Annotated in this window: 27 protein-coding genes and 3 pseudogenes; 20 read left to right on the forward strand and 10 right to left on the reverse strand. The window is 68.6% G+C overall.

The genetic code is table 11. The features are described from left to right. Nucleotides 1-61: 61 nt before the first annotated feature. Nucleotides 62-1,489, forward strand: coding sequence for a hypothetical protein (locus ACXKR8_RS03930; RefSeq protein WP_458271498.1), 1,428 nt, complete (start codon nt 62-64; stop codon nt 1,487-1,489). Nucleotides 1,490-1,539: 50 nt separating this feature from the next. Here ACXKR8_RS03930 and ACXKR8_RS03935 read toward each other — a convergent pair. Further along, nucleotides 1,540-1,704, reverse strand: a pseudogene (locus ACXKR8_RS03935) (VOC family protein); the annotation flags it as partial. Between the two features lie 63 nt (nt 1,705-1,767). Here ACXKR8_RS03935 and ACXKR8_RS03940 point away from each other — a divergent pair. From ACXKR8_RS03940 to ACXKR8_RS03955, 4 genes are all read left to right on the forward strand, one after another. Then, entirely contained in the window at nt 1,768-2,475 is a 708-nt protein-coding gene (locus ACXKR8_RS03940; protein ID WP_458271499.1) for a TetR/AcrR family transcriptional regulator, read from the forward strand. Beyond that, nucleotides 2,472-3,512 (forward strand): glycosyltransferase family 39 protein, encoded by a 1,041-nt coding sequence (locus ACXKR8_RS03945; protein WP_462100316.1) that lies wholly within the window; start codon nt 2,472-2,474, stop codon nt 3,510-3,512. Before ACXKR8_RS03940 ends, ACXKR8_RS03945 begins: the two co-directional genes overlap by 4 nt. Before the next feature lie 71 nt (nt 3,513-3,583). Further along, nucleotides 3,584-3,982, forward strand: a complete 399-nt coding sequence (locus tag ACXKR8_RS03950) for a hypothetical protein (protein ID WP_462100317.1) — start codon at nt 3,584-3,586, stop codon at nt 3,980-3,982. 225 nt (nt 3,983-4,207) lie between these two features. Next, on the forward strand, nt 4,208-5,416 hold the full coding sequence (locus ACXKR8_RS03955; RefSeq protein ID WP_458271501.1) for a glycoside hydrolase family 75 protein: 1,209 nt from the start codon (nt 4,208-4,210) through the stop codon (nt 5,414-5,416). A gap of 127 nt (nt 5,417-5,543) precedes the next feature. Here the strand turns inward: ACXKR8_RS03955 and ACXKR8_RS03960 are convergent, their stop codons facing one another. After that, nucleotides 5,544-6,236: a ribonuclease BN gene (locus tag ACXKR8_RS03960; RefSeq protein ID WP_458271502.1), complete on the reverse strand. Its 693-nt coding sequence runs from the start codon at nt 6,234-6,236 to the stop codon at nt 5,544-5,546. 264 nt (nt 6,237-6,500) lie between these two features. Between ACXKR8_RS03960 and ACXKR8_RS03965 the strand changes: the two are divergent. The 3 genes and pseudogenes from ACXKR8_RS03965 to ACXKR8_RS03975 all read left to right on the forward strand — a co-directional run. After that, nucleotides 6,501-6,827: pseudogene (locus ACXKR8_RS03965) on the forward strand (Rrf2 family transcriptional regulator); the annotation flags it as partial. Between the two features lie 163 nt (nt 6,828-6,990). Next, entirely contained in the window at nt 6,991-7,587 is a 597-nt protein-coding gene (gene purN / locus ACXKR8_RS03970; RefSeq protein ID WP_458271503.1) for a phosphoribosylglycinamide formyltransferase, read from the forward strand. 90 nt (nt 7,588-7,677) lie between these two features. Continuing rightward, entirely contained in the window at nt 7,678-8,106 is a 429-nt protein-coding gene (locus ACXKR8_RS03975) for a nuclear transport factor 2 family protein (protein WP_458271504.1), read from the forward strand. A 219-nt stretch (nt 8,107-8,325) separates the two neighbouring features. Here the strand turns inward: ACXKR8_RS03975 and ACXKR8_RS03980 are convergent, their stop codons facing one another. From ACXKR8_RS03980 to ACXKR8_RS03990, 3 genes are all read right to left on the reverse strand, one after another. Beyond that, on the reverse strand, nt 8,326-8,604 hold the full coding sequence (locus tag ACXKR8_RS03980) for a hypothetical protein (protein ID WP_458271505.1): 279 nt from the start codon (nt 8,602-8,604) through the stop codon (nt 8,326-8,328). Between the two features lie 320 nt (nt 8,605-8,924). Further along, nucleotides 8,925-9,224 (reverse strand): hypothetical protein, encoded by a 300-nt coding sequence (locus tag ACXKR8_RS03985; protein ID WP_458271506.1) that lies wholly within the window; start codon nt 9,222-9,224, stop codon nt 8,925-8,927. Then, nucleotides 9,221-9,499, reverse strand: coding sequence for a hypothetical protein (locus ACXKR8_RS03990; RefSeq protein WP_458271507.1), 279 nt, complete (start codon nt 9,497-9,499; stop codon nt 9,221-9,223). The genes ACXKR8_RS03985 and ACXKR8_RS03990 overlap by 4 nt, the downstream gene beginning before the upstream one ends. A gap of 218 nt (nt 9,500-9,717) precedes the next feature. On the opposite strand from ACXKR8_RS03990, the gene ACXKR8_RS03995 reads away from it, so the two are divergent. Beyond that, the gene (locus ACXKR8_RS03995; protein WP_458271508.1) at nt 9,718-9,924 is read left to right on the forward strand and encodes a DUF5808 domain-containing protein; all 207 of its coding nucleotides are present in this window, start codon (nt 9,718-9,720) and stop codon (nt 9,922-9,924) included. Nucleotides 9,925-9,993: 69 nt separating this feature from the next. Here the strand turns inward: ACXKR8_RS03995 and ACXKR8_RS04000 are convergent, their stop codons facing one another. From ACXKR8_RS04000 to ACXKR8_RS04010, 3 genes are all read right to left on the reverse strand, one after another. Beyond that, nucleotides 9,994-10,518 carry a pyridoxamine 5'-phosphate oxidase family protein gene (locus ACXKR8_RS04000; protein ID WP_458271509.1) on the reverse strand — a complete coding sequence of 175 codons (525 nt, stop codon included), beginning with the start codon at nt 10,516-10,518 and terminating at the stop codon, nt 9,994-9,996. A gap of 308 nt (nt 10,519-10,826) precedes the next feature. After that, a complete protein-coding gene (locus tag ACXKR8_RS04005; RefSeq protein ID WP_458271510.1) occupies nt 10,827-11,180 on the reverse strand; it encodes a nuclear transport factor 2 family protein in 354 nt (117 codons plus the stop codon). 334 nt (nt 11,181-11,514) lie between these two features. Next, on the reverse strand, nt 11,515-12,405 hold the full coding sequence (locus ACXKR8_RS04010; RefSeq protein ID WP_458271511.1) for an NAD(P)-dependent oxidoreductase: 891 nt from the start codon (nt 12,403-12,405) through the stop codon (nt 11,515-11,517). A 317-nt stretch (nt 12,406-12,722) separates the two neighbouring features. On the opposite strand from ACXKR8_RS04010, the gene ACXKR8_RS04015 reads away from it, so the two are divergent. Continuing rightward, nucleotides 12,723-13,280 (forward strand): Dps family protein, encoded by a 558-nt coding sequence (locus ACXKR8_RS04015; protein WP_458271512.1) that lies wholly within the window; start codon nt 12,723-12,725, stop codon nt 13,278-13,280. An 85-nt stretch (nt 13,281-13,365) separates the two neighbouring features. Beyond that, complete coding sequence (locus tag ACXKR8_RS04020; protein ID WP_458271513.1) at nt 13,366-14,280, forward strand: aldose 1-epimerase family protein; 915 nt, start codon at nt 13,366-13,368, stop codon at nt 14,278-14,280. A 73-nt stretch (nt 14,281-14,353) separates the two neighbouring features. On the opposite strand, the gene katG is transcribed toward ACXKR8_RS04020, so the two are convergent. After that, nucleotides 14,354-16,579, reverse strand: coding sequence for a catalase/peroxidase HPI (katG, locus tag ACXKR8_RS04025; RefSeq protein ID WP_458271514.1), 2,226 nt, complete (start codon nt 16,577-16,579; stop codon nt 14,354-14,356). A gap of 291 nt (nt 16,580-16,870) precedes the next feature. Between katG and ACXKR8_RS04030 the strand changes: the two genes are divergently transcribed. From ACXKR8_RS04030 to ACXKR8_RS04070, 9 genes and pseudogenes are all read left to right on the forward strand, one after another. Then, nucleotides 16,871-17,281 carry a Fur family transcriptional regulator gene (locus ACXKR8_RS04030; protein ID WP_458271515.1) on the forward strand — a complete coding sequence of 137 codons (411 nt, stop codon included), beginning with the start codon at nt 16,871-16,873 and terminating at the stop codon, nt 17,279-17,281. 152 nt (nt 17,282-17,433) lie between these two features. After that, complete coding sequence (locus tag ACXKR8_RS04035; RefSeq protein WP_458271516.1) at nt 17,434-17,856, forward strand: phage holin family protein; 423 nt, start codon at nt 17,434-17,436, stop codon at nt 17,854-17,856. Then, complete coding sequence (locus ACXKR8_RS04040) at nt 17,853-18,359, forward strand: DUF3618 domain-containing protein (RefSeq protein WP_458271517.1); 507 nt, start codon at nt 17,853-17,855, stop codon at nt 18,357-18,359. Before ACXKR8_RS04035 ends, ACXKR8_RS04040 begins: the two co-directional genes overlap by 4 nt. Continuing rightward, the gene (locus tag ACXKR8_RS04045; protein ID WP_458271518.1) at nt 18,356-18,490 is read left to right on the forward strand and encodes a hypothetical protein; all 135 of its coding nucleotides are present in this window, start codon (nt 18,356-18,358) and stop codon (nt 18,488-18,490) included. Before ACXKR8_RS04040 ends, ACXKR8_RS04045 begins: the two co-directional genes overlap by 4 nt. A 502-nt stretch (nt 18,491-18,992) precedes the next feature. Beyond that, complete coding sequence (locus ACXKR8_RS04050) at nt 18,993-19,187, forward strand: helix-turn-helix domain-containing protein (RefSeq protein ID WP_458271519.1); 195 nt, start codon at nt 18,993-18,995, stop codon at nt 19,185-19,187. A 271-nt stretch (nt 19,188-19,458) separates the two neighbouring features. Further along, nucleotides 19,459-20,526, forward strand: a pseudogene (locus tag ACXKR8_RS04055) (IS110 family RNA-guided transposase). 1,154 nt (nt 20,527-21,680) lie between these two features. After that, nucleotides 21,681-22,067, forward strand: a complete 387-nt coding sequence (locus ACXKR8_RS04060) for a VOC family protein (protein ID WP_462100318.1) — start codon at nt 21,681-21,683, stop codon at nt 22,065-22,067. Between the two features lie 124 nt (nt 22,068-22,191). Continuing rightward, nucleotides 22,192-22,992: an SDR family NAD(P)-dependent oxidoreductase gene (locus ACXKR8_RS04065; protein ID WP_462100319.1), complete on the forward strand. Its 801-nt coding sequence runs from the start codon at nt 22,192-22,194 to the stop codon at nt 22,990-22,992. A gap of 46 nt (nt 22,993-23,038) precedes the next feature. Next, entirely contained in the window at nt 23,039-23,209 is a 171-nt protein-coding gene (locus ACXKR8_RS04070; protein WP_458271522.1) for a hypothetical protein, read from the forward strand. 89 nt (nt 23,210-23,298) lie between these two features. Here the strand turns inward: ACXKR8_RS04070 and ACXKR8_RS04075 are convergent, their stop codons facing one another. Then, the gene (locus ACXKR8_RS04075; protein ID WP_458274894.1) at nt 23,299-23,775 is read right to left on the reverse strand and encodes an RrF2 family transcriptional regulator; all 477 of its coding nucleotides are present in this window, start codon (nt 23,773-23,775) and stop codon (nt 23,299-23,301) included. Nucleotides 23,776-23,849 lie beyond the last annotated feature (74 nt).

The following is a 23,849-nucleotide window of genomic DNA, read 5'->3' on the forward strand; positions in this document are numbered from 1 at the left end:
AAAACGCGCCGCAGGGTAGGTTCAGCGCGCGGTCTTCCGTCGCTTTCGATGAGGGGAACTGATGACGGCCTCGCCGAAGAGGAAGGTCCGGTTCAAGGCTCCGGGGAACCGGTTCCTGACCCTGGACGACCTCGCCGCATTCATTCAGGACGCCCGGCGCAGCGGTGCCCTCGGCAACGAGGACATCTCCTTCGACAGCCGTCTGTGGCGGTACGCATTCCGGAAGGTGAGTATCGAGGTGGACCCGACGGCTGCCGGGTTTTGCGCGAGTATGTACGTCGGGCCTCCTCCGGAGGTGGCGGAGGCGTTGCGGCGCCACTTCAGTCCTCACGACCTAAAGGAACTCGCTCGTTTCCTGGGCACAGGCACGTCCCGGAATCGCGCGACGCCGCCTCGGCAGCCGGACTGGATCAAGCGGACCGCTGTGGTCGAGTGCCAGGCAGCGGACAAGCAGATACTGACCCTGGAGGATCTGGCCGCGTTCACCCAGGAGGCCACGCGGTTGGGAGCCTGTGGCGGCCGGTGCGTCGACAGCGAGGCCAAGATCTTCAGCTGCGGGCTGAAACGGATATGCGTCGACGTCGCGAGTACGAACGCCTACATGCCGCTGACGGTGCGCCTGGAGAGCCCGGAAACAACGGCCGTGGCTTTACGGGACAGTCTGCGCCCCGGCGAGGTTCTGGAACTCGCTCGCCTCCTGGACTCGGATGGTCCCCAGGCCTGCGATGCGCCTGCGGCGGCCGATAGTGCCGGGCAGCTCAGCGGCCACTCCAGGGCCGAGGGCGCACCGATGAGCACGCGGAAGGTGACAGTCGAGCACCAGACCGTGCTGACTTTGACCCTGGACCACGTCGCCGTTTTCATCCGGGACGCCAGGCGGATGGGAGCCCGCGGCGACGAGACCGTCAAGGCGGGAACCCCACCGAGGTATCACAAACAGGCGCTGTGGATCCTCAGCGTCGAAGTCGCACTCCCGCCTGTCGACCGTCTGCTGAGGAAGGTGCACACCGACCGCCTCACGGAGGCGGTCGGCATGGTGCGGCGCAACCTCAGTCCCCATGACGTTCTCCTGCTCGCTCGCCTGCTCGCAACAGATGCCGTCCCGGATTCCACCATGCTTTCCCCGGCCGAAGGGGCAAGGCGGTCCTCGGATCCGGCTCGGGGCGGCAAAGAACCGGGCTCCACCCGGGCAGTGAAAATCGAGTCCTCCACACCGAACCAGAGATTGACCCTGAGCGAAGTCGCCACGTTCGTCCGCGATGCAGCGGAGGCCGGCGCCCATGGCGACGCGACCGTCACAGATCCGAGCTGCAACTACCAACTGCTGAGCCTCTGCGTGGAAGTCGACGTGGAGCCCCTTGAGCGTCTGGTGCGCGACGTGCTCGTCGATCGCCCCTCGGAAGTGGCCAAGGCGTTGCGGCGCACCTTCGATCCCCACGACATCCGAGAGCTCGCCCTTCTCCTCCCAGCTGACGGCTCCCCGGCATAACCGGCCGTACGGCGCCTCGCACTCGCCGGTCCGCGGAATGTCCCGGTGTCGACCCATCCGTCCTCGTCGAGGAATTTGTTGCCCGGCTCGATCACGCAGAGCTCATTGCCCTCCGGGTCTGCGAGCACCACGTGCCCCTCCTCCGGGAGTTGGCCGATGTCGATATGCCGCGCCCCCAGTTCGAGCGACTTCGCCACCGTCCGCCGCTGGCCCTCGGCTCACCGCGCAAGGCTGGAAAGCGCTTGAGTGACTGACTGAGTCAGTCTACGATGAGCTGCATGCGCGGACGGATGCCGATGCGGCCGTTGGAGGAGATCGCCGATGCGGCGGTGCGAGTGTTCCTGGCACGGGGATTCCGCCCGGCGGGCATCTCCGACGTCGCGGACGCGCTCGGGCTCAGCCACGGCGCGGTCTACACCTACGCCAAGAGCAAGCAGGCGCTGCTCCACCTGGCGCTGACCCGGGTTCTGCGGCCGGACGCGGTGTCCGGGCTGGACGTGCCGGTGCCGACTCCGCCCGCCGACGAGGTGATCGCGCTGGTCGAGTCCTGGGCCGGCGACCGAACCGTACTTCCACTCCTGGCCAGGGCCTCGGCCGGGTCGTCCGACTTGTCAGCCGCGGCCGAACTGGGCGCTGTGATCGACGAGTTGTACGCGTTCGTCGAGCAGAACCGACTGACGCTGCAACTGGTCGAACGCTGCGCCGAGCACCTGCCCGAGCTGGCCCAGTGGTACTTCGTGCAGCAGCGGCGCGCGACGGTCGAACAGCTCGGCGCCTACCTGGCCGCCCGGATCGCGGCCGGCCGGCTGCGTCCGGTGCCCGATGTGCCGGTCGCCGCCCGGTTCATCGTCGAGACCGTCGCCTGGTTCGCCATGCACCGCCACGAGGACCAGGACTCGCGGATGCTGACCGACGACGACTGCCGCCGCACCGTGCGCCACCTGCTCATCGCCGCGTTCCCGACCAATCATGGAGGAGAGCCATGACCGGCACCGCCGAACTCGCCTTACCCACTCCTCCGCCGGCGCTCGGCCGCCCGCGGATGGCCTGGCGTCCGGTGTGGCTGGTCGCCGCGGTCGTGGCAGCGGTGCACCTGACGGTCGCCACCCGGTACGGCTGGCACCGTGACGAGTTCTACTACGTGATCTGCGGCCGCCACCTGGCCTGGGGCTACGCCGACCAGCCACCGCTGACCCCGCTGCTCGCCAGGCTGGCCGCCGAACTTCCTGGCGGCGTGCTGCCGCTGCGGGTGCTGGCGGTGGCCGCGCAGGTCGGCTGCGTGCTGCTCACGCCCGTACTGGCAGCCGAGTTCGGCGGCGGACGCCGCGCGCAGACCATCACCGCGGCCGCGATCGCGGCCTGCCCGGTGTTCGTGGCCTCGTCGCTGCTGTTCGGCACGACGGTGGTGGACCAGCTGGTGTGGGTGGCCGTGCTGGTCCTGGTCGCCCGCGCCCTGCGGCTGCGCAGCACGGGGTCCTGGCTGGCCACCGGAGTGACCGCGGGCATCGGCCTGGAGAACAAGGACACCCTGGCCGTGCTGCTCCTCGGCATCGTGGTCGGTCTGGCGCTGCTGCGACGCGAAGCCATCCGCACCGCCGGACCGTGGCTCGCCGGGGTGGTGACGGTGGCGCTGGCCGCGCCCAACGTGGCCTGGGACGCCGCGCACGGCTGGCCGAACCTGCGGATGGCCCGGTCGCTCGCTGCCGAACAGGGCGGCCAACTGGGTTCCCTGGCACAGCTTCCACTGCTCGTGCTGCTGGCCGGTCCACCGCTGCTCATGCTGTGGGTGCTCGGCGTCCGCTGGCTGGCCTCCCCGGCCGGCCGCGCGCACCGGTGGGTGCTGGTGGTCGCGGGGTGGCGGTGGTGGTGTTCACGGCCAGCGGCGGGAAGGCGTACTACCCGGCGCCCGTCATCGCCGGGCTGTTCGCGGCGGGGGCGGTGCGACTGGAGTCGACGGAGTGGGTCCGGGATCCGGCCAAGGGGTGGCGCAGCCTGGCGAGGCCGATCGGGCTGTCCGCGCTGATCGCCCTGTTGATCGGGCTGCCGGTCCTGCCAGTGAGTGCGGCCAATGTCGTGCGGCCCCTGAATCCGACGGTGATCGAGACCTACGGGTGGCCGGGGTTCGTCGATCAGGTGCGGCAGGCCGCCGCCACGCTGCCGCCGGGCACCCCGATCTTCACCAGCAACTACGGCGAGGCAGGCGCACTGACGATCCTCGGCCCGGCCCAGGGCCTGAGCCAGCCGGTGGTCAACTCGCAGAACACCTACGCGCTCTGGGGCCCGCCACCCGGACGCCCGGACGTCGCGCTGTGCGTGGGCGAGTTCGACGCCGCCCAACTGCACCAGTGGTGGGCCTCGGTGACGGAGATCGCCCCGATCCGGATGAACGGAGTGAGCGACCAGGAAACGGAACAACACGCCGCGATCTACGTCTGCAGCCAGCCCCGCGGCACCTGGGCCCAACTCTGGCCGACCCTCGCCCACTTCGACTGACGTTCGCCGTCGCGCCGTTACTGCACGGCACGGCACGGCATGGCACGGCACGGCACGGCATGGCACTGAACACCCGTCAGCGACCGTCGGACCGGGGCTCGCAGCACCGGCCGCTCGCCGAAATTTCGTAAATCTTATTAACGAGATGATTGCGTGCCAGGGGTCACAGGTGCTTCGATTGGTTAATCATCCTTACTAACCGATTGACGGAGGCTCCCCACCGCCATGTCATCGACCCGTACCCGCCTTGCCATAGGCACGGCCGCAGTCCTCGCGCTCGCCACCCCGCTGGCCATCGCGAACGCCGACGCTGCCACGACCCTCACCACCGCCACAGGAGCCGCTGCTCCCGCGGCGGCTGCTGCGCCGGCCGCCACCACGTACACCGCCGCGCAGGTGCTGGCTGCCATCCAGCAGCATTCGACGTCCGCGACCCAGGTCAACACCCTGCCGCACATCAACACCCAGACCCGCGCCAAGAACGTCAACGTCTACCAGCCCGCATCGGGCGTCTTCGTCTACACCTCCAGCATGGCCATCGACGACGACGGCAGCGACCCCGACCCCGACCCCGACCACCAGGGCGACACGACCTTCCAGGACAGCAACGGCGCGCAGCTGGCCGCGCACCACGTGCCGTTCTACGTGCTGGGCGACGACTGCTGGGACAAGAAAAGCCCCTGCCCGCACTTCTTCTACAAGGAGCACGGCATCTCGGGCCGTCAGTTCGCCCTGGTCTTCTACAACGGCAAGGCCATCGGCGCGATCTTCGGCGACACCCAGACCGGGAACTCCCAGACCACCTCCGACAACGACTCCCGCGAACTGGGCGAGGCGTCCGTCAAGGCAGCCAGCCTGCTCGGCATCCCCAGCAGCGGCACCACCGGCGGCGTCGACAACGGCGTCACCGTCGCCATCTTCTCCGGCCCCTCCTGGGTCGTCAACGGCACCAACGCCAACCTCAGCAACAACGCCCAAGCCCTGGTCCAGAACGCCCTCAACACCCTCGGCACCAGCCTCGCCGGCGGCACCACCACCCCGCCGCCCACTGGCACCTTGTTCGAGGCGGAGGCCGGCTCCCTGTCCTCCGGTGGCACGTTCGACTCCAACCACCTCGGCTTCACCGGTACCGGCTTCGCCAACCCGGCCAACGCGACCGGCGCCTACGTCGACATCCCGGTCACCGCATCCGCCGCCGGCACCAAGACCCTGAGCTTCCGGTACTCCGACGGCACAACGGTGGCGCGGCCCTCGACCATCTCGGTCAACGGCACCTCGCTCGGCACGCTGAACTTCCCGATCACGGCCAACTGGGACACCTGGTCCACCGCGACCATCTCCGCGTCCCTGAAGGCAGGTGCCAACACCATCCGGGTCACCGGCAGCACCGCGGTCGGCGCTGCCAACATCGACTCGGTGACCGTCTCCCCGTAGCTCCACCGCTCCACCGCTCACCTACGTCCCGGCGCCGGCCGGCGGGCCACTTCCCGCCGTCCGGCGCCGGTGCCGTCTCCCCGTCCCGGCCGTTACTGACCCCTGCGGGGTGAGGTCACCGAAAGCGTCAGTCCCCGCCGAGGCTGCCGTCCCGGCACTGCTCGCCCAGCAGCGCTCCGCCGAAGACGACGAACCCCACGGCCACCATCCAGGTCACGACGACGAGGACGGTGCCCACCGATCCGTAGGTCGCGGCGGTGGAGACCACCATGGAGGTGAACACGAGCTTGGAGAATCCGAGCAGGCCGATCATCCCGGCCATGGTGAAGACAGCGCCAGGCAGAAGGGCATCCCAGGACACCCGTCTGCCGAGGAGAATCCACTGCCCCCACCAGAACAGCAGAGTCCAGATCAGCACGTGAACCATCCCTGTCCATGGGGCCGGGATATGCGAGATGAGGGTCTCCGCGTAGAACTGGCCGGTCAGAGCCGCGAGCCACAGCACCTGCTCCCACAGGCGGTGCAGCATGCGGGGTGGCAGGTCCCAGACCTTCTCATAGCCGGTCTGGACACTGGAGGCGAAGGTCTGACCGAACACGCACACGATCGCCAGACCCAGCGCGTCGGTGCCGCTCAGCACCTGAAGCGACGGAGCGAACAGGCGCTTCACAATGCGCTCCGACGGGCCGGACAGGCCCATCGCACTGGAGACCCACTGCCCGAAGCCGCCGTACGCCACCGGCGAGATGGACGCGATGACGATGAGCAGCGGCATCAGGGCGACGAAGCCCAGCGCCGCGAAGCCCAGCGCCCGGTGCATCAACTCCACCTGGGAGGAACGCCGGTACAGCCGAACAACGCGAGCACCGAACGGGCTGTTGCCCCAGGTGCTCACTTGTCGGGCCGTCATACCTGCATGCCCTCCGCGAACGACGCTGATCCGGCGATCGTACGCACGCCGAGCACGGAGGACCCCGCAGGCGCGCGAAGGAGCTCACGGGGTGTTGCCACGCGGTCCGCAGCCAGGGCCTGCCGCCCTCGGTCGTAACTATTGTGGTTACTACAAGAGGAGGCAGTGAGGATGAGCGCCAACACGAATCCGGTGGTGATCCGTCGCCTGCTGGCCGAGCTGCGCAAGGCCGGACTGGCCGACTCCCGCAGGGGCGCCGGCGCCGGCTGGACGCTGTCGCGGGACCTGTCGGCGATCACCCTGCTCGACGTCTACCAGGCGGTGGAGTCGGGGCCGGTCTTCGCCCTGCACCGCTCGACGCCGGATCCCGAGTGCGTCGTGGGCCACGGCATCGCACCCGCGTTGACCACCGTCTACGACGGGATCGAAACCACCCTCCGCAAGGAACTGGCACGGACCACCCTCGAAGACGTGCTCCAGGACCTGCTGAGAATCGCCTAGCCTCGACCGCCGCCTCCCCCGACCGCGGGAGGCGCTTCTCGCGGCCGTAAATGTAACCAACATAGGGTCTCCCGGCCGGTGGTCTCGACGGCCCGGCTGACCCCCCGTCAGCCGGCAGGGCCCGCCGAACCGACGGTCGGCGGGCCCTGCCATGATGCTCAACATGCCGCTCACGGTCGCAGTCCTCGTCTCGCACACCGGCAGCAACCTCCGCGCCCTCACCACCGCGGCGGAGAACCCCGACAGCGCGTTCACCGTCGCCCTGGTCATCAGCAACAACAGCGCCTCCGGCGCCCTGGCCCACGCCCGCGAGCACGGCATCGCCGACCTGCACCTGTCCGGCCGCACCCACCCGGACCCGGAGCAGTTGGACCACGCCATGCTCGACGCCCTGCGCGAGCACCACATCGACCTGGTCGTCACCGCCGGCTACATGAAGAAGATCGGCCCGGCCATGCTGACCGCCTACAGCGGGCGCATCCTCAACATCCACCCCTCCCTGCTGCCCCGCCACGGCGGCCCGGGCATGCACGGCCACCACGTCCACGAGAGCGTCCTCGCCTCCGGCGACACCCTCACCGGCGCCTCCGTCCACCACGTCACCGCTCAGTACGACGAAGGCCCCGTCATCGCACGCCAAGAGGTCCCCGTCCTGCCCGACGACACCCCGCAGAGCCTGGCCGAGCGCGTCCTCGCCGCCGAGCACAGACTCCTGCCGGCCACCGTCCAGGCCCTCGCCGCCGCGACGCCCCGGGGGTGATCACCCGAGGCGTTGCTCCGATGCGGCGGGGCCCAGCAGGACGGGTCAGGTAGACCGACAACCAGTCAGATAATCGAAAGAGTTGACACCATGAGTGACAAAACCTCGAAGATCGACGCCATCAACAGGTTTTTCGCGGCCTATGCCAGCTACGACCTCGACGGCATGCGGGCGGTGCTGACGGACGATGTCGAGTGGACCATCCCGGGTCACCACCCACTGTCAGGGACCAAGCACGGTGTGGAGGAGGTCGCGGCCTTCTTCACCCAGCTCGGCACCTCCGGCTTCCAGGCCGAGCCGCTGTTCCTGGAGGCCAGTGAGGACTACGTCGTCGACATCCACCGCGGTTGGACCACCGAGGGGGTCGGCAAGGTCGACACAACCTGGGCCCTGGTGTGGCACTTCAACGGCGAGGGCAAGGTCGACCGGGTCATCAACCTCTCCGGCGACCAGCACCAGATGGACGCCTACGTCTGGAACAACTACACGCTGGCCCCGATCCCCGACCGACTGGCCTGAAACGCCGCGCGGCAGAGCCTGAGCCACCCACCCGTGAGGGGCCCGCGGGTGGCCAACGGGGGCGGACCTCACCCGAAGTTGGCCCGGGCCGGGGCGGCTGAACTGCGCGGGCCCGATCGAGGATTCCCGGTCGAGCGCGGGAACCGCGCCGCGTGGGGGCTCTTTGGTCCTGGCGGGCGGGCGATACTCTTTGGGCGTGGATCATCCCGCCCGGCAGTACTACGACCCCGAATCTCGGCGGCCGACGAGCGCACACTGCTGCGGAGGAACTACCTCCTGATTCAAGCTGGTCAAGCAGCGCTGGGACTGATCGGTCCGGACCTTCGCGGGATCGCGATCGAGCCTCGCCCGGGTGCGATCGTCCTCCACTTCGCCATCGGCGCGCGCACTCCCGAAGTGCAGGAAGACCTTGATGACATCGTCTTCGAGCTTGAGGCATTCCTCGGCGGCGGCCCCGAACAGGGCTCGGGCATCACTGTCGACATTCACGTCGGTCATCCGGACGCGACGTGGTCCGGTCGCCCTCACGCTCTGCTGTTCCTCGCAAAACACGAGGCCCAGTAGCGGGCAGGTCAAGGGCTTGGCGACAGGTCGACGGCGCCGGCTGAGCGGAGCGCGCGTCCGAGGTCGCCGATAAGAATGCGCGGGTGACGGCGCCACCACCACATGTCGTCGGGATCGAAACGGCCGACCCGGTGGAACTGCGACAGGGTCGACCATCTCGGTGACGGTGAACGCCTTGCGCCAGCCGCGCCCGTGCAGCACCTCGCCTGCCGCTTGGTCGTCCTGGGGCGGGGGTCCGGGCGACTGCCGCGGCGTCAGGTGGCCAGCCATATCAGGTCGCTGATGCGGATCGTCCGGGTCACCGGATCTGGAACGTAGTAGATCAGGACCGGGGCGCTGCGCACATCCACGGCGTAGCGGCCGTCGGCCAGCCGCGTACCGGCTGGGCGTCGGCCGAGTGCCAACCCCGCACCGACTTCGAGCGCCAGGGACCGCAGGAACAGCACGACTCCGTCGTGGAGTCGGACGTCGCCTGCCTTGTGCATCGCGAGCAGGATCTGGGCGGCCTGGTCGTCCAGGACCGCCCGCCAGGCCGGCTGAGCGGGTCCCGTCATTCGCCTTCGCCGGAGATCAGGTCCGGAAGCTCCACCGGGGCGCTACCGGCCAGGGCATCACGCAGGCGTTCGTCGCGGCCGGGCACCTGGTCGAGCATGACCTCGAACCACCAGCGCGACATGACCTCCACCACTGCGTCCGGCTCGGCGCCGATGACCTCTTCGAGGAAGGCCTGCCGCCGTTCGCCCACCAGCGCGTCCCCGATCTCACGGATCGTGTGGCCGATCGGCTGGATGTGCGGACTCGTCGGCATCTCAGCGTGCTGGGCGGCCATAGGTTGACTCCTCACAGACGACTCTTCGCCAACCGTAGCGCCTCGGACGGCACGTCGGCAGACGGTCTGGCTGCACAGGTCCCAAGCGGGAGCGTCTGTCGATCTGTTCCGGCATCACTCAGCTCACGGCGAGGGACCCGGCGTGCCCCCGTCCGCACGTGTCAGCCGTCGCTGCCGGGGGTACGCGTTGGTTGCGGCGTCGAGCGAAGGAGATCGTCATGCCTCAACCGGAACAGGAACCTTCCGAGCGCCGAGGCACTCTCGCAGGCCTACCGTTCGATGTGCGTACCCCCACGCGTGCGCGTATCGCTTCCCGGGCCTGGAATCCGGACGACCACCGGCTGTTCACTCCCAAGGCCTACGGATGGGGCTACGGAATCAACTTCTACTGGCTGATTCACCCCGTGAAGTACGTCAAGAGCTGACCACACCCGACCGGGCGACGCCGCGGTACGCAGGCCACCCCCACCGCCGCCCGTTCCCCGCAGGCCCGCTCAGCGGAACCACCACTTCGTCACACCGTGCGGCTCCTGCATCGCGGTGGCGACGACCGTGTGCACCGTCATCCGGTACAGGTGCCAGGGCCCGGCCCCGGCGCTCGGCGCGCTGTACGGAGCGGCCACGACGTCGCCGTCCGGCTCGGCGGGCCAGCCGACCTCGCGGTACTTGGCGGTGACCGCCGCCAGGACCGCCGGATCCGTCTCGCGGACGGCTTCGCCCTCGAAGACGAAGTCCCAGTCCGCCAGGCCCGCGGAGACGGTGCAGCGCGGGTCGGCGAGGAGGTTGCGGGTCTTCTGCGCCTCAGGATGCGTGGTGAGGAAGATCGCGCCCTCGTACCAGACATGGCCGATCCCGGCCGCGTGCGGGCGCCCGTCCGGACGGACCGTACCCAGGAACCAGGAACGGCCGGGCCCGGCCTTGAAGGCGGCGATGACCGCTTCCACCCGGTCCCATTCCAGCGTCGCGGTGCCGTACTGGGCATCGAGATTCTTCGTCCGCAGGGGCTTGAGCTCAGTCATGGTGAATCTCCTCGCCTCGGAAACACGCCTTCACCCGCATGGTTGGTGTCCGTATCCAGGATGGACCCGCACGCCGGCCGCTCAATGCAGCGCGGGCCCGCCGACGCAGAAAAAATGGGGTGGACACCCGGACGGGAACGGCTCATGATGGTCCGCATGCTGTCTCTTCGGGGCGTCCCCCTTGCCGTCATGCGTGACAGCTCTCCCCAGCCAGAGATCCTCGTGGTGGCGGCGGAGTACGGGGCAGCAGCCCACAGCCGTGGCTGGCCCTGCGGCCACGTGCGGGCCCGCGGCCTGCTGCCGGACCGTCAGTCGACGTCGGCGCTGCCTTCCCGGTAGATCTTCGCCGAAGTGATCCGCCCGTTCGCGATTCCGTAGAACCCTGCGATGTGGTCAGTGCGCTCCGCGCCGTCGAAGGTGAACACCTCGACCATCTGGCAGGCGGCCCGGTCCTGGCCGACGATCAGGTTCTGGATCGTCAGTGTCGGCAGCAGACCCTCCATAGCACCGGCGAACAGTTCGGTCAGCTCGGCGCGACCCCGCACCCTCGTCCTGCCCGTGATCCACACGGCGTCCTCCGCGAACCCGGCCATCAGCCTTTCGAGATCGCGGGTGTTGAAGGCTTCGACGTGGGTCCTGAGAAGGGCTTCGATTTCGATCACCCACCGGATCCTAGTGCGGCACCGTGCTGATCCTTCGTCGGATTCCTACGGTTGTCAGATCCGCGCCCGGAACAGTTGGTTCTGGTCCCCCGCTCATCCTCTCCTGGGTGAACCTGTGTTTCGAGCCCGGCATCGGGGCCAGGCGTTCTGCATGGAGCCAGAACACTCGGACGACGCCCGATGACCGCGACGTTCCTGCTCTGCGTGCCGCTGCTGCTCGCAGCCGCACTCGCCGGCCCACTTGCGCGCAGCTCCCGGCGGTCCCGGCATGCCAGACGCGGGAGGTCCCGCAAGCGCTGAGGGCGGGCCGGCGCGGGTCGAGTGCGCTCGCCGGTCAGAGCAGGCGCAGCTTGATTCCGGCGCGTTCCTCCAGGAGCGCGACCGCCAGGAGTTCGCCGTCGGCGGGTCCGTAGTGCTCCAGGGCCTGCTGGTGCAGCCGGCGGACGGTCTCGGTGACGTCGTGGGGGGTGTCCAGGTCGCGGGCCAGCGCGGTGACCATGGCCAGCTGGTCATGGATGTGGTCCAGGCCGAACGAGGCCAGATAGTCTCCGGCGAACAGCGACGGCAGGTCGCGGCGGATGAACTCGCTGCTCGCGGCGCTGCCCGCGAGGGTGTTCCGCAGCAGGTCGAGGTCGATGCCGGCCCGGCTCCCGAGCAGCAGTGCCTCCGCGGTGGCCACGGCCTGGCCGAACCAGAGCAGGTTGACCAGGAGCTTGAGGGTGTAGCCCGCGCCGTGCCCGCCGACATGGGTGATCAGGTCCGGATCGGCGACGGCGCCCAGCAGGGACCGGTGGCGGGAGAGCAGGTCGCCGTCCCCGCCGACGAACAGCCGCAGCTTGCCTGCTGCCGCGTCAGCCGGGCTCCCGCCGATCGGGGCTTCCAGCACACCGACGCCGCGGGCCTGGGCCCGCTCGCGGATCGGGGCGGCAGCGGTGGGCGAGTTGCTGGACATGTCGATCCAGGTCGAGCCCGGTGCGAGCGCGTCCAGTACCGCCTCGCTCATCACCGCCTGGACCTCGGTGGGGCCGGGCAGCACGGTGAGCAGCACGTCCACGGCCGCCGCGACCTCGCAGGCACTGGACCGCCAGGACGCCCCACAGGCCAGCGCGGCCTGTTCGCGGGAGGGTGCGATGTCGAAGACGGTCACCTGGTGTCCCGCGGTGGCGAGATTGGCGCAGATGGGGGTACCCATACGCCCCAGACCAATGATTCCTATCTCCAGCATCAGTGCGTCCTCGTGGCTCGTCTTGGATCCTTCATCGGCGATGGACCGGCTCCCCGGCCCCCTCCCCGGAGGCACAGTAGGGCAGGGTCCCGGCCGCCGACCCACCAGCCCGGACTCGTCCCACCAACCCGGACTCGTCCCCCCCTGCGCTGATGGAGCCCCAGTTCATCCGCGCTGTGCGGCCGGGTGGAGCCCGGACAGCGGCCGAATCCGGCGAACCAGACATACCAGCCGACACTCGGGGCAGGCGAAAAACCGTGCCTGCAGCACCCGCACCATCCGAACCACCCGCACCGCGACAGAAAGGCAGCACCGCTATGAGCACCCCCCGCTACACCGTTCCCGGCATGGCTCCCGACCAGGCCCGCGAGGTCATCGACCGGCTGCGGATGCGGCTGCACGCGCTCAACGACCTGGCGCTGACCCTCAAGCATGTGCACTGGAACGTGGTCGGCCCCCACTTCATCGCCGTCCACACCATGATCGACCCCCAGGTCGAAGCCGTGCGCGCCATGGTCGACGAGACCGCCGAGCGCATCGCCACCCTCGGCGGCTCCCCCGACGGCACCCCCGGCACCCTGGTCAGCGAGCGCACCTGGGACAACTACAAGCTGGGCCGGGCCGACGCCCTGGAGCACCTGGTCGCCCTGGACCACGTCTACACCGGAATCATCACCGACCACCGCAAGGCCGCGCAGGCGTCCGGCGACGCGGACCCGGTGACCGAGGACATGCTCATCGGCCACCTCCACTCGCTGGAGCAGTTCCACTGGTTCATCCGCGCCCACCACGAGACCGCGGCCGGGGCCCTGGACGAGACCCCCGCCAGGAAGCCGACGCGGCAGCCGGCAGCCAAGGGACGCAAGAAGTCCTGAGCCCGCGCCCGACCCCATCCACCTGAGCCCGACCGACCTACCGACCCGGGCCCGACCGTCCGACCTGGAGAAAGGCGACCGCCGCATGTTCACCCCTCCCTCGGGACAGCAGTACGAGATCGCGTTCGGCGAGCAGCACGCCACCGTCGTCGAGGTCGGTGGCGGCATCCGCAGCTACGGCGTCGGAGACCGCGACGTGCTGCACCCGTACCCGGTCGACGCGATGTGCGACGGCGCGCACGGTGCTCCGCTGATCCCGTGGCCCAACCGTCTCGCCGACGGCCGCTACGGCTTCGACGGCGAGGAGTACCAGGTCGCGCTGACCGAGCCGGAGAAGCACAACGCCATCCACGGCTTCCTGCGCTGGCGCCCCTGGCAGCCGGTGCACCGGGGCAGCGCCGCCATCACCATGGCCGCCGTGCTGCATCCGCTGCAGGGCTACCCCTTCACCCTCGACGTGCAGGTGGAGTACCGGCTCGGGCCGGAAGGGCTGACCGTGACCACGACCGCGGTGAACGCGGGTGAACGGGTCGCGCCCTACGGCTGCGGCCAGCACCCCTACCTCTCCCCCGGTTCGGACGGCCTGGACTCCGCCACCCTCACCCTGGACGCCGCGACCAGGGTGGTGACCGACCCCGACCGGCAACTGCCCACCGGCACCGAACAGGTGGAGGGCACACCGTTCGACTTCAGGGAGGGCCGGTCGCTGAAGGGGCTGGAGTGCGACTTCGCCTTCACCGACCTGGGACGCGACCAGGACGACCGGGCCGTCGTGCGGCTGCTGGGCGGGGACGGCGCGATCACCGAGTTGTGGGTGGACCAGTCCTACCCGTACATCGAGGTCTACACCGCCGACACCCTGGCACCCGACCGCCGCCGCACGGGCCTCGGCGTCGAGCCCATGAGCTGCCCTCCCAATGCCTTCAACAGCGGTGAGCAGCTGATCCGGCTGGAGCCCGGCGCATCGACCACGTCCGTCTGGGGCGCCCGGCTGCGGTGACCGCGGACAGCAGAAGACGTCCAGATCGGCGGGTGCGGCCGACCTGGACGTCTTGCTCGATCAAGCGTCGTGATCAGGCGACGTCGAACCGGTCCAGGTCCATGACCTTGGCCCACGCCGCGACGAAGTCGTTGACGAACTTCTCCTTGGCGTCATCGCTCGCGTAGACCTCCGCGACCGCGCGCAGCTCGGAGTTCGACCCGAAGACCAGGTCGACCCGGCTGCCGGTCCACTTGACCTCACCAGTGGCGCTGTCGCGCGCCTCGAAGGTGTTGGCGTCCCCGGACGTCGGCTTCCAGGTCGTGCCCAGGTCGAGCAGGTTGACGAAGAAGTCGTTGGTCAGCGACCCGGGGGTGGTGGTGAGGACGCCGACCGAGGACTGCTCGTGGTTGGCGCCCAGCACGCGCAGGCCTCCGACCAGGACCGTCAGCTCGGGGGCGCTCAGGGTCAGCAGGTTCGCCCGGTCGACCAGCAGGTACTCGGCCGGCAGCCGGTTGCCCTTGCCGAGGTAGTTGCGGAACCCGTCGGCGGTCGGCTCCAGCGCGGCGAAGGACTCGACGTCGGTCTGCTCCTGCGACGCGTCCACCCGGCCCGGCGTGAAGGGGACGGTCACGTCGACGCCGCCGGCCTTGGCGGCCTGCTCGACGCCCACGCCACCGGCCAGCACGATCAGGTCGGCCAGCGAAACCTGCTTGCCGCCCGCGTTGAAGGCCTGCTGCACCCCTTCCAGGGTCCGCAGCACCGAAGCCAGCTGGTCGGGGTCGTTGGCCTCCCAGCCGCTCTGCGGCTGGAGCCGGATCCGGGCGCCGTTGGCGCCGCCGCGCTTGTCACTGCCGCGGAAGGACGAGGCCGAGGCCCAGGCTGCGGACACCAGCTGGGAGACGGACAGGCCCGAGGCCAGGATCTGGCCCTTGAGTGCGGCGATGTCCTCGGCGCCGAGCGTCTCGCCCGTCGCCGCCGGGAGCGGGTCCTGCCACAGCAGCGTCTCGCTCGGGACCTCCGGGCCGAGGTAGCGCACGACCGGGCCCATGTCACGGTGGGTCAGCTTGAACCAGGCCCGGGCGAAGGCGTCCGCGAACTCCGCGGGGTTCTCCAGGAAGCGGCGTGAGATCTGCTCGTAGGCCGGGTCCACCCGGAGCGCGAGGTCGGTCGTCAGCATGGTCGGGGCGTGGGTCTTGGACGCGTCGTGGGCGTCCGGGACGGTGCCGTTGCCGGCGCCCTCCTTGGGCCGCCACTGGTGCGCGCCGGCGGGGCTCTTGAACAGCTCCCACTCGTAGCCGAAGAGGATCTCGAAGAAGCTGTTGTCCCAGGTGATCGGGGTGTTCGTCCAGATGCCCTCGAGGCCGCTGGTGATCGTGTCGCCGCCCTTGCCGGTGCCGAAGGAGTTCCTCCAGCCGAAGCCCTGGTCCTCGATCGGAGCGGCCTCGGGGTCGTCGCCGACGCTGTCCGCGGGGCCCGCGCCGTGGGTCTTGCCGAAGGTGTGGCCGCCGGCGACCAGGGCGACCGTCTCCTCGTCGTTCATCGCCATCCGGAGGAAGGTCTCACGGATGTCGCGGGCCGAGGCGAGCGGGTCCGGGTTGCCGTTGGGGCCCTCCGGGTTGACGTAGATGAGGCCCATCTGGACCGCGCCGAGGGGCTTCTCCAGATCCCGGTCGCCGGTGTAGCGCTCGTCGCCGAGCCAGGTGGACTCGGGACCCCAGTAGACGTCCTCGTCGGGCTCCCAGACGTCGGCACGACCGCCGCCGAAGCCGAAGGTCTCAAAGCCCATCGACTCCAGGGCGACGTTGCCGGTGAGGACCATCAGGTCGGCCCAGGAGAGGCTCTGCCCGTACTTCTTCTTGACCGGCCACAGCAGACGGCGGGCCTTGTCGAGGTTGACGTTGTCCGGCCAGCTGTTGAGGGGGGCGAAGCGCTGCTGGCCGGCCCCGGCGCCGCCGCGGCCGTCGCTGATCCGGTAGGTGCCCGCGCTGTGCCAGGCCATCCGGATCATGAACGGGCCGTAGTGGCCGAAGTCGGCGGGCCACCAGTCCTGGGAGGTGGTCAGCACCTCCGCGATGTCCCGCTTCACCGCCGGGAGGTCGAGGGTCTTGAACGCCTCGGCGTAGTCGAACTCGCCGCCCAGCGGGTTGGACACGGCCGGGTTCTTGGCCAGGATCTTCACATTGAGGCGCTCGGGCCACCACTGGCGGTTTCCCCCGCCCTGTGTCGGATGCGGCGCGCGCGCGACCGGGCAGCCACCTCCGCCCTCGGTCTTGGCGTCTACGACGATTGCGTCATTGTTCTCAGTGTTCTCAGTCATGAGAATCCTTCCGGACCAGGCGGAGCACGGTACTCAGGCGTTGGGGGGTGGGAGCAGTCGAGGCAGTGGGAGCAGTCGAGGCAGAGGGCAGTGGGGGCGCGGTCGGGGGCGCGGACGCCGACACGGGGTCTCCTGCCGCACTTGGTCGTTCCTGTCCCTTGGCTATCACCGGAACTGATCCTACGATGGACAGAGTCCAAGTCAAGAAGAACACCAGACTCACATCCAATCGGAACCCCCCGTCCATTGAGACCTTCGAACACTGCACCGGACCCGGATAGGGGTATCGATATGAGCGACCTGCTGGAGCGGCTGCGAAGGCGCGGCTGGCGGATGACTTCCCAGCGGCGTGTGGTGGCGGAGGTCCTCGACGGCGATCACGTGCATTTCACGGCCGACGAGGTGCACGCCCGCGCGGCGCAGCGGCTGCCTGAGATCTCCCGGGCGACCGTCTACAACACCCTGGGCGAGCTGGTCTCCCTCGGCGAGGTCATGGAGGTCTCCTCGGAGGGCCGCGCCAAGCGCTACGACCCCAACGCGCACCACCCCCACCAGCACCTGGTGTGCTCCAACTGCGGCACGATCCGCGATGTGCACCCGACCGGTGATCCGCTGGCCGACCTCCCGGCGGAGGAGCGGTTCGGCTTCACCCTGTCCGAGGTCCAGGTCACCTACCGCGGACTGTGCCCGTCCTGCACCTGAGGGGCTGAGGGGCTGAGCGCCTGAGCGCCTGAGGGCCTGAGCGCCTGCCGCCGCCGACGCATGGGCGCGGTCACCTCGGGTAGTCGCGCGCTCAAGGGCAAGCTCAAGCGCATGCCCAAGCGCAAGGACGAGGAAGCGACCGGTGAACGGTGATGGAACCCACTGAGCAGACCGTGGCGGCGCGCAGCCCCGCCGACGTCCCGGTCGGGGAGCTGATTTCCCGCGCCACCGAGCAGATGTCCCAACTGGTGCGTGAGGAACTGCAGTTGGCACGGGCCGAGATGGTCCAGAAGGGCAAGCGCTTCGGCATCGGCGGCGGCCTCTTCGGCGGCGCCGGCCTGCTGGCGGTCCTCGGGCTGCAGGCCCTGGTGGTCACGGCGATCGCCGCCCTCGCCCTGGCCGTGCCGGTGTGGGCGTCGGCGCTGATCGTCGCCGCGGCGCTGCTCGTGATCGCCGCGGTCCTGGCCGTGGCGGGCAAGCGGGAGATCGCCCGGGCCGTGCCGCCCGCCCCGGAACAAGCCGTGGCCGGCCTCAAGGCAGACGTCGAGACCATCAAGGAGAACGCGAAGCGATGAGCACAGGACCCGAGAACGAGAACAGCACGCCCACTCCGGAGGAACTCCGCGAGATGGTCGAGGGCACCCGCGAGGAACTGGGCCAGACCGTCGCGGAACTGGCGGCCAAGGCCGACGTCAAGGCCCGGGCCAAGGACAGGACCGCCGCGATCAAGGCCGAGGCCAAGGACAAGACCGCGGAGATCAAGGACAAGACTGCGGAGATCAAGGCCGAGGTCATGGAGTCGGCGATCGACGTCGGCACGCAGGCCAGGGAGGGGATCGCCCAGGCAGCGCACGTCGCCCAGGAATCGGTCGTCGACCCGGTGCTCGAAGGCGGTGCCGCGGTGGCGGCGAAGGGTGCCGCGGTCGCGGCGAAGGTACGGGAGAAGACACCGGAGCCGGTGGCGGCGAAGGCACGCCAGGCCACGGACGCGGTACGGCGGCGTCCCGGTCCGGCGATCGCGGCGGCGGTCAGCGCGGTGGTGGTGTTCTTCGCCATCCGTCGCAGGGCCCGCCGATGAAGCTGGCGAAGATCGCCTACAAGCCGGTCGGCCTGGCCCTGGGAGCAGTCAGCGGGCTGGTCGCCGGCGCCGCGGTCGATCGCGGCGGAGCCACCGCGACCCAGCGGCTGACCGGAGTCCGGCCGGGCTGAGCAGCACCCGGATCCGCCCCGGGAGCGGGCCTGGGAGCGGGCCCGGCCGCTGCCGGGGCTTCCGCTCTGCTGCCCGAAGCGGCCCGCCGCGACAAACCGGCGGACCGTCACCCTGGGACCCGGCGCCCGCACAGAACGGCGAGCCAGGTGGTGAAGTCGGGCGGCCGGGCCATTCCCAGAGCCTTCGGGCGCTGTCCCCTGGCCCGGCCGTCCGACGGCTCCAGCACAGCAGCCCGATCCCGGTGCTGGAAGCCTGAACGGCAATGCTCGGACAGGTCCGGACACCGCGCGGCCCCCCGGAGGAGCGCGACATACCGGCGGATCCCGCACCATTGGGTTCAATGGCCGCTAGGCTGGGCCGAGTTGACGAGCCCCTGGCAAAGCGAGGGCTCGAGACCGGCAACCATCCAGGGGGACAGTGCCGGACGCGACGGTGCCGGACGCATCAGGCCCGGACGCATCAGGCCCGGACGCCGAACCCGGGCAGCCGCAGCCGACGCGCGTGGCGACCGCACAGGTGCTGGGCCGGGAGCTCACCCTGGCCCGTCTCGCCGCAGGGCTGACGGTGCGCCAGTTGGCCGGCAAGGCCGACGTACCGCGCGGCACCGTGCAGGGATACCTCAGCGGTGACAACTTACCGCCGCCGGGCTACCTGGAGCCGTTCCGGCGGATTCTGGCGGTGGGCATCCTGACTTGAAGTCACCGTGTCGTCCTCATGCCTCTGTCGAGCCACACCGCGCGGGTGTCGGTCGGCGGCGGCACGCTATCAGAGAGCCAACCGGGAGGCGGCAAGGAGCACTTGCGGGCCCGTGCCGACCGACACCCTGGACGCTACGGCTGCAGACCGAGCGCCTGGAGTCGATTCAACAAGTCAGGAGCTTGGGCACCAACCCTCGTCACTGCTCTGTCCCACGCCCGACCGGCCTGCGTCTCCTGGCAACTCTCGCAGAAGGGCCGGCACAGCCGTCATGTCTGATCAGGACCTGCGCATCTTCGGCGGTGTGGACACCCACACCGACACCCACCACGCCGCCGTCGTCGACCAGCTCGGCCGCCACCTGGCCGATGCCCAGTTCGTCACCACCACCGCCGGATACCAGGCCCTTCTGGAATGGCTTCACTCCCACGGAGCGGTCGCGGCAGTCGGGGTGGAGGGCACCGGTTCCTACGGGACACAGCTTGCTCGGGTCCTGGCCGCGGCAGGCCTGACCGTGCTCGACGTCAACCGCCCTGACCGGCGGATACGCCGCCAGCACGGCAAGTCAGACCCGATCGACGCCTATGCGGCGGCCCAGGCCGCAGCTTCAGGCCGCGCGAACGTCGTGCCCAAGAGCCACGACGGAGCCGCCGAAGCACTGCGGATACTCCACAACGCGCGAAGTTCGGCCGTCAAAGCCCGCACCCAGGCGATCAACCAGATCCGCAGTGTCCTGGTGACCAGTCCCGACCATCTGCGCAGCCAACTGCGCGGGCTGGGCGTTGCCGCGCTGATCCTCACCTGATCGCGCCTGCGGCCGGGAACCGAGCTCAGCGATCCGGCCTGCGCCGCCAAGTTCGCCTTGCGCCGCCTCGCGAGGCGCTATCAAGACCTCGACGGCGAGATCAGCGAGTACGACGCGCAGCTGACCCCGCTGGCGAACCAGGCCGCCCCCGCGCTGATGGCAGTGCGCGGAGTCGGCCCGGAGAGCGCAGCTCGACTGATCGCCGCGATGGGTGACAACCCCGAACGCCTACGCTCGGAGGCGGCGTTCGCCCATCTGTGCGGCGTCGCCCCGATCCCCGCCTCATCCGGGCGCCGCGACCGACACCGGCTCAATCGCGGAGGCAGCCGATCCGCCAACGCCGCCCTCTACCGCATCGTCGTCGTCCGGATGCGGCACGATCCGCGCACCCGTGAGTACGTCGCCCGCCGCACCGCTCAGGGCCTCCAGAAGAAGGACATCATCCGTTGCCTGAAGCGCTACATAGCCCGCGAGGTCTACAAGGCCCTCACCCGCACAATCATCACCGGGCACGATCTCGCCCGAACAGCTTGACACGCAATAGGAGCATCTCCGGTGGTTCGAGACGACTTGGAGGTCACCTCGTCCAACCGGAGCTTCGATGCGTTCGTGACGGGCCACTCCCGTCCCCTTACCCGCCGTGACCTGCAGACTCAACACTCGCGAGGACTTTGAAACGCCCCTGCCAACAACCCCGCCCCCACAAGATCCAACGTCCAGTCAAACCGGATGATCCACACCAACCGGACCGACTCGTTTTACCGCCTCTATTCAATGCTATTTTTCCCCCACAATCCCGTCTCCGATCTCATTGATGGAGGAATGAGGAACGTCGGCCGATTGAACAGAATAACAACCAAGTAGACGACACAACAGCAGGCCGAGGAAGCCAAAAATACAACAGCGCAGACAATCCCCGGCGTTATCTCCCCCCGCTTGCGCCCCATGCATCCCCAATACTGCACTCACCACCCCTGCCGCAAGGAATGTGAGCTGAGCCGAGAGGACCACCACCCCTCTCACGAGCCCTCGCTTGAACTCGTCACTAAAGGGAACGGTAGAGAAAGACATAAGCAAAGATCTGGCAGCCCTCTCACTTCCTCCCCAAATATTAAATACCCGCCAATACAATACCCCGATGGCCGCCAGGAGAAAGAGGAGAGAAAAGGCCAATCCGAAGCTCACTGCCACCTCACTTGAACCAATTTATAACATTGTTGGTTATATTTGCCACGGGAACACTCGCAATTGCTCCCACTGCCCCCCGACCAATCCCCCCACGATATTACCTCCACCCGGCTCGATCGCAGTTCCGATCAAGCCACCCAAGGAAGCGCCTGCCTCTGTCATTTCCCAAGCTGAAGCAGTATCGGCGACAGTTGCAATGCCCGCTCGCAGTGAACTGTCGGCAACGGAGTGGTGAGCGTCTCGAGCGGTATCATACTCGCTCCAAGCCGTGAGTCCTGCGCCAGCACCCAATATCCCGTTCCCTGCCAGCCTGGTGATTGGACTGTCACCTATTGCCCTCAGGTTGTCCATGTTACTGAGCGGGCCGCTATTGAGTGCCTTGAGGGTCGTTGATGCAGAATTTTGCTCCGCGCAAGGATCGGACCATTCTATTTGATTCCGCAACAGGTCAACGAATACGTCTACCGCGGAAAGCAGGGGATGTCGAGCTCCTTGTCGGCGTGAGCTACTGGAACGACCTGCAGATCGAGCTGATCCAACCGATCGGCGGTGCTGAATCGCTCTGGAGCCGGGCCGTCGAGACCGATGCCGGAAAACTCAATCACTGCGCCGTGATGGTGTCCGACATCGATGCGACAGTACAGAAGAGAGGTTTGGAGAAATTCTTGGTCCATCGTGGCGCCGGGCCCGGATTGCACTTCGCCTACCTCGAAAGCTATCTTCCCGATGGCTCCCACCTGGAACTGCTGCAAGTGGAACCAGGTGTCCTGCAGGGCCAGCAGATCATGCAAGAGATCTGCCGCACATGGGATGGCACGAGACCGGTACGGACGCTCGAAGAGTTGGTGGCCGATTTTTCCGGACTGCCGCCCCACTCACCCGCGTGAATTACCGCGCTCGTCCTGACGCCGACCGACATTGCTCTACGACTGGCGCTCTTCCTCGATCACCTCGACTTTCAGGAAGCTGGATACAGTGAGGAACCACTATTCCTTCGCTGGCAAAGTCTGCGTGATCACCGGCGCCGGTTCGGGCATCGGTCGCGCGTTGGCGGAGAACCTCGTCAGTCACGGCGCGATACTGGCGTTGTCAGACGTGGACACCGAAGGTCTCGCCGAAACCGTGCGTCGCTGTGAGAGTGCCGGTTCGCCCGAGATCCGCTCCGACCGGCTCGACGTGTCCGACGGCGACGCGGTGCTGATCTACGCCGACACCATTGCGGCACACTTCGGCAGAGTCAATCAAATCTACAACAACGCCGGTATCACTCACTACGGCAGCGTGGAACAGTCCGCGTTCGCGGACATCGAACGCATCATGAACGTCGACTATTGGGGTGTCGTATACGGCACCAAGGCATTCCTGCCGCACGTGATCGCGTCCGGCGACGGCCACATTGTCAACGTATCCAGCATGCTCGGTCTGATGTCGATGGCCGACCGGAGTGCCTACAGTTCCGCGAAGTTCGCAGTGCGCGGATTCACCGAGGCCCTGCGTCAGGAAATGCTGATCGCGCGTAAGCCCATCAAGGTGACCTGCGTGTTTCCCGGCAGTATCAAGACCGCCGTGGCCCGCAACTCCACCGTCGCCGAAGGGATGGACCAAGGAGCCCTGGCGGATCTCTTCGACACGAAGCAGGCGCTGCACACCTCGGAGATGGCCGCCAAGACCATCGTCAAGGGCGTACGCAAAGGCCACGCCCGAGTCCTGATCGGCTACGAAGCCAAAGCCCTCGACGCTCTCGTCCGGATCACTGGCTCCGGCTATCAACGTATCCTCGCCTTCGGCAACACCCACATGATTCCCGAGTAGGCGAGGTTGATACCTCCTCTGGGGGCGAAAGCGATTCCCTCGTTGTATGTCTGACGGGTGGCCAGGCAGTGGTGGAGCCTGTCAGAACGCCCACCTCGGCGCTTGGCGCCTGGCGGGCGGCGTCGCGGGCTACCAGCTGTTCAACAAGAGCGGACACCCGGTCGACGACTGGCTGCTGATACCCCAGAAGACCTACAACGTGACCGTGCCGCGCTGACGTTCGAGCTGAGCGGGCCCTGACCTGCCTGCCGCCGTGCCCTGCGGCTCTGCGGCCCCCCAGGCGCGCCGTGCGGGGCGGCGTCGTACCTACGCCCCGCCGGTGCTCAGCCATCTGCCGATGGACGACAGCGCGTCGGGGCCGTAGTCGGAGACCACGCCGCCGGCGAGGTCGGCCACCGAGACCGCCCGCAGGGCCTCGCGCCAGGCGGTCTCCGCGCCGGCCATCGCGCGGGTGATGGCGCAGGGGGCGGTGCAGGCCTCCGGCGTGGCGGCCATCGGGCCGCGCTGCCGAATCTCGGTGCAGACGAAGGCCGGTCCGGGCCCGTCGACGGCCTCGACGACGTCGAGCACCGTGATCAGCTCGGGTGAGCGGGTGAGGGTGTAGCCGCCCGCATTGCCCTGGAGCGAGCGGATCAGGCCGGCCCGCGACAGCGCCTGGAGCTGCTTGGCCAGATAGCTGGGCGAGACATCGTGCAGCTCCGCCAGCCGGGCGGCCGGCACCGGCTCCCGCGCCGACGTCAGCACCACGCAGCAGTGCAGTGCCCACTCGACACCCCCGGAGATCTTCACTCCACCACTCTAGCCGCTTGACTCGGATGCAATGTGTCCGAGTACTATTCGGATAGAAATTGTCCGAG

The sequence above is a fragment of the Streptacidiphilus sp. PAMC 29251 genome (assembly GCF_054208735.2).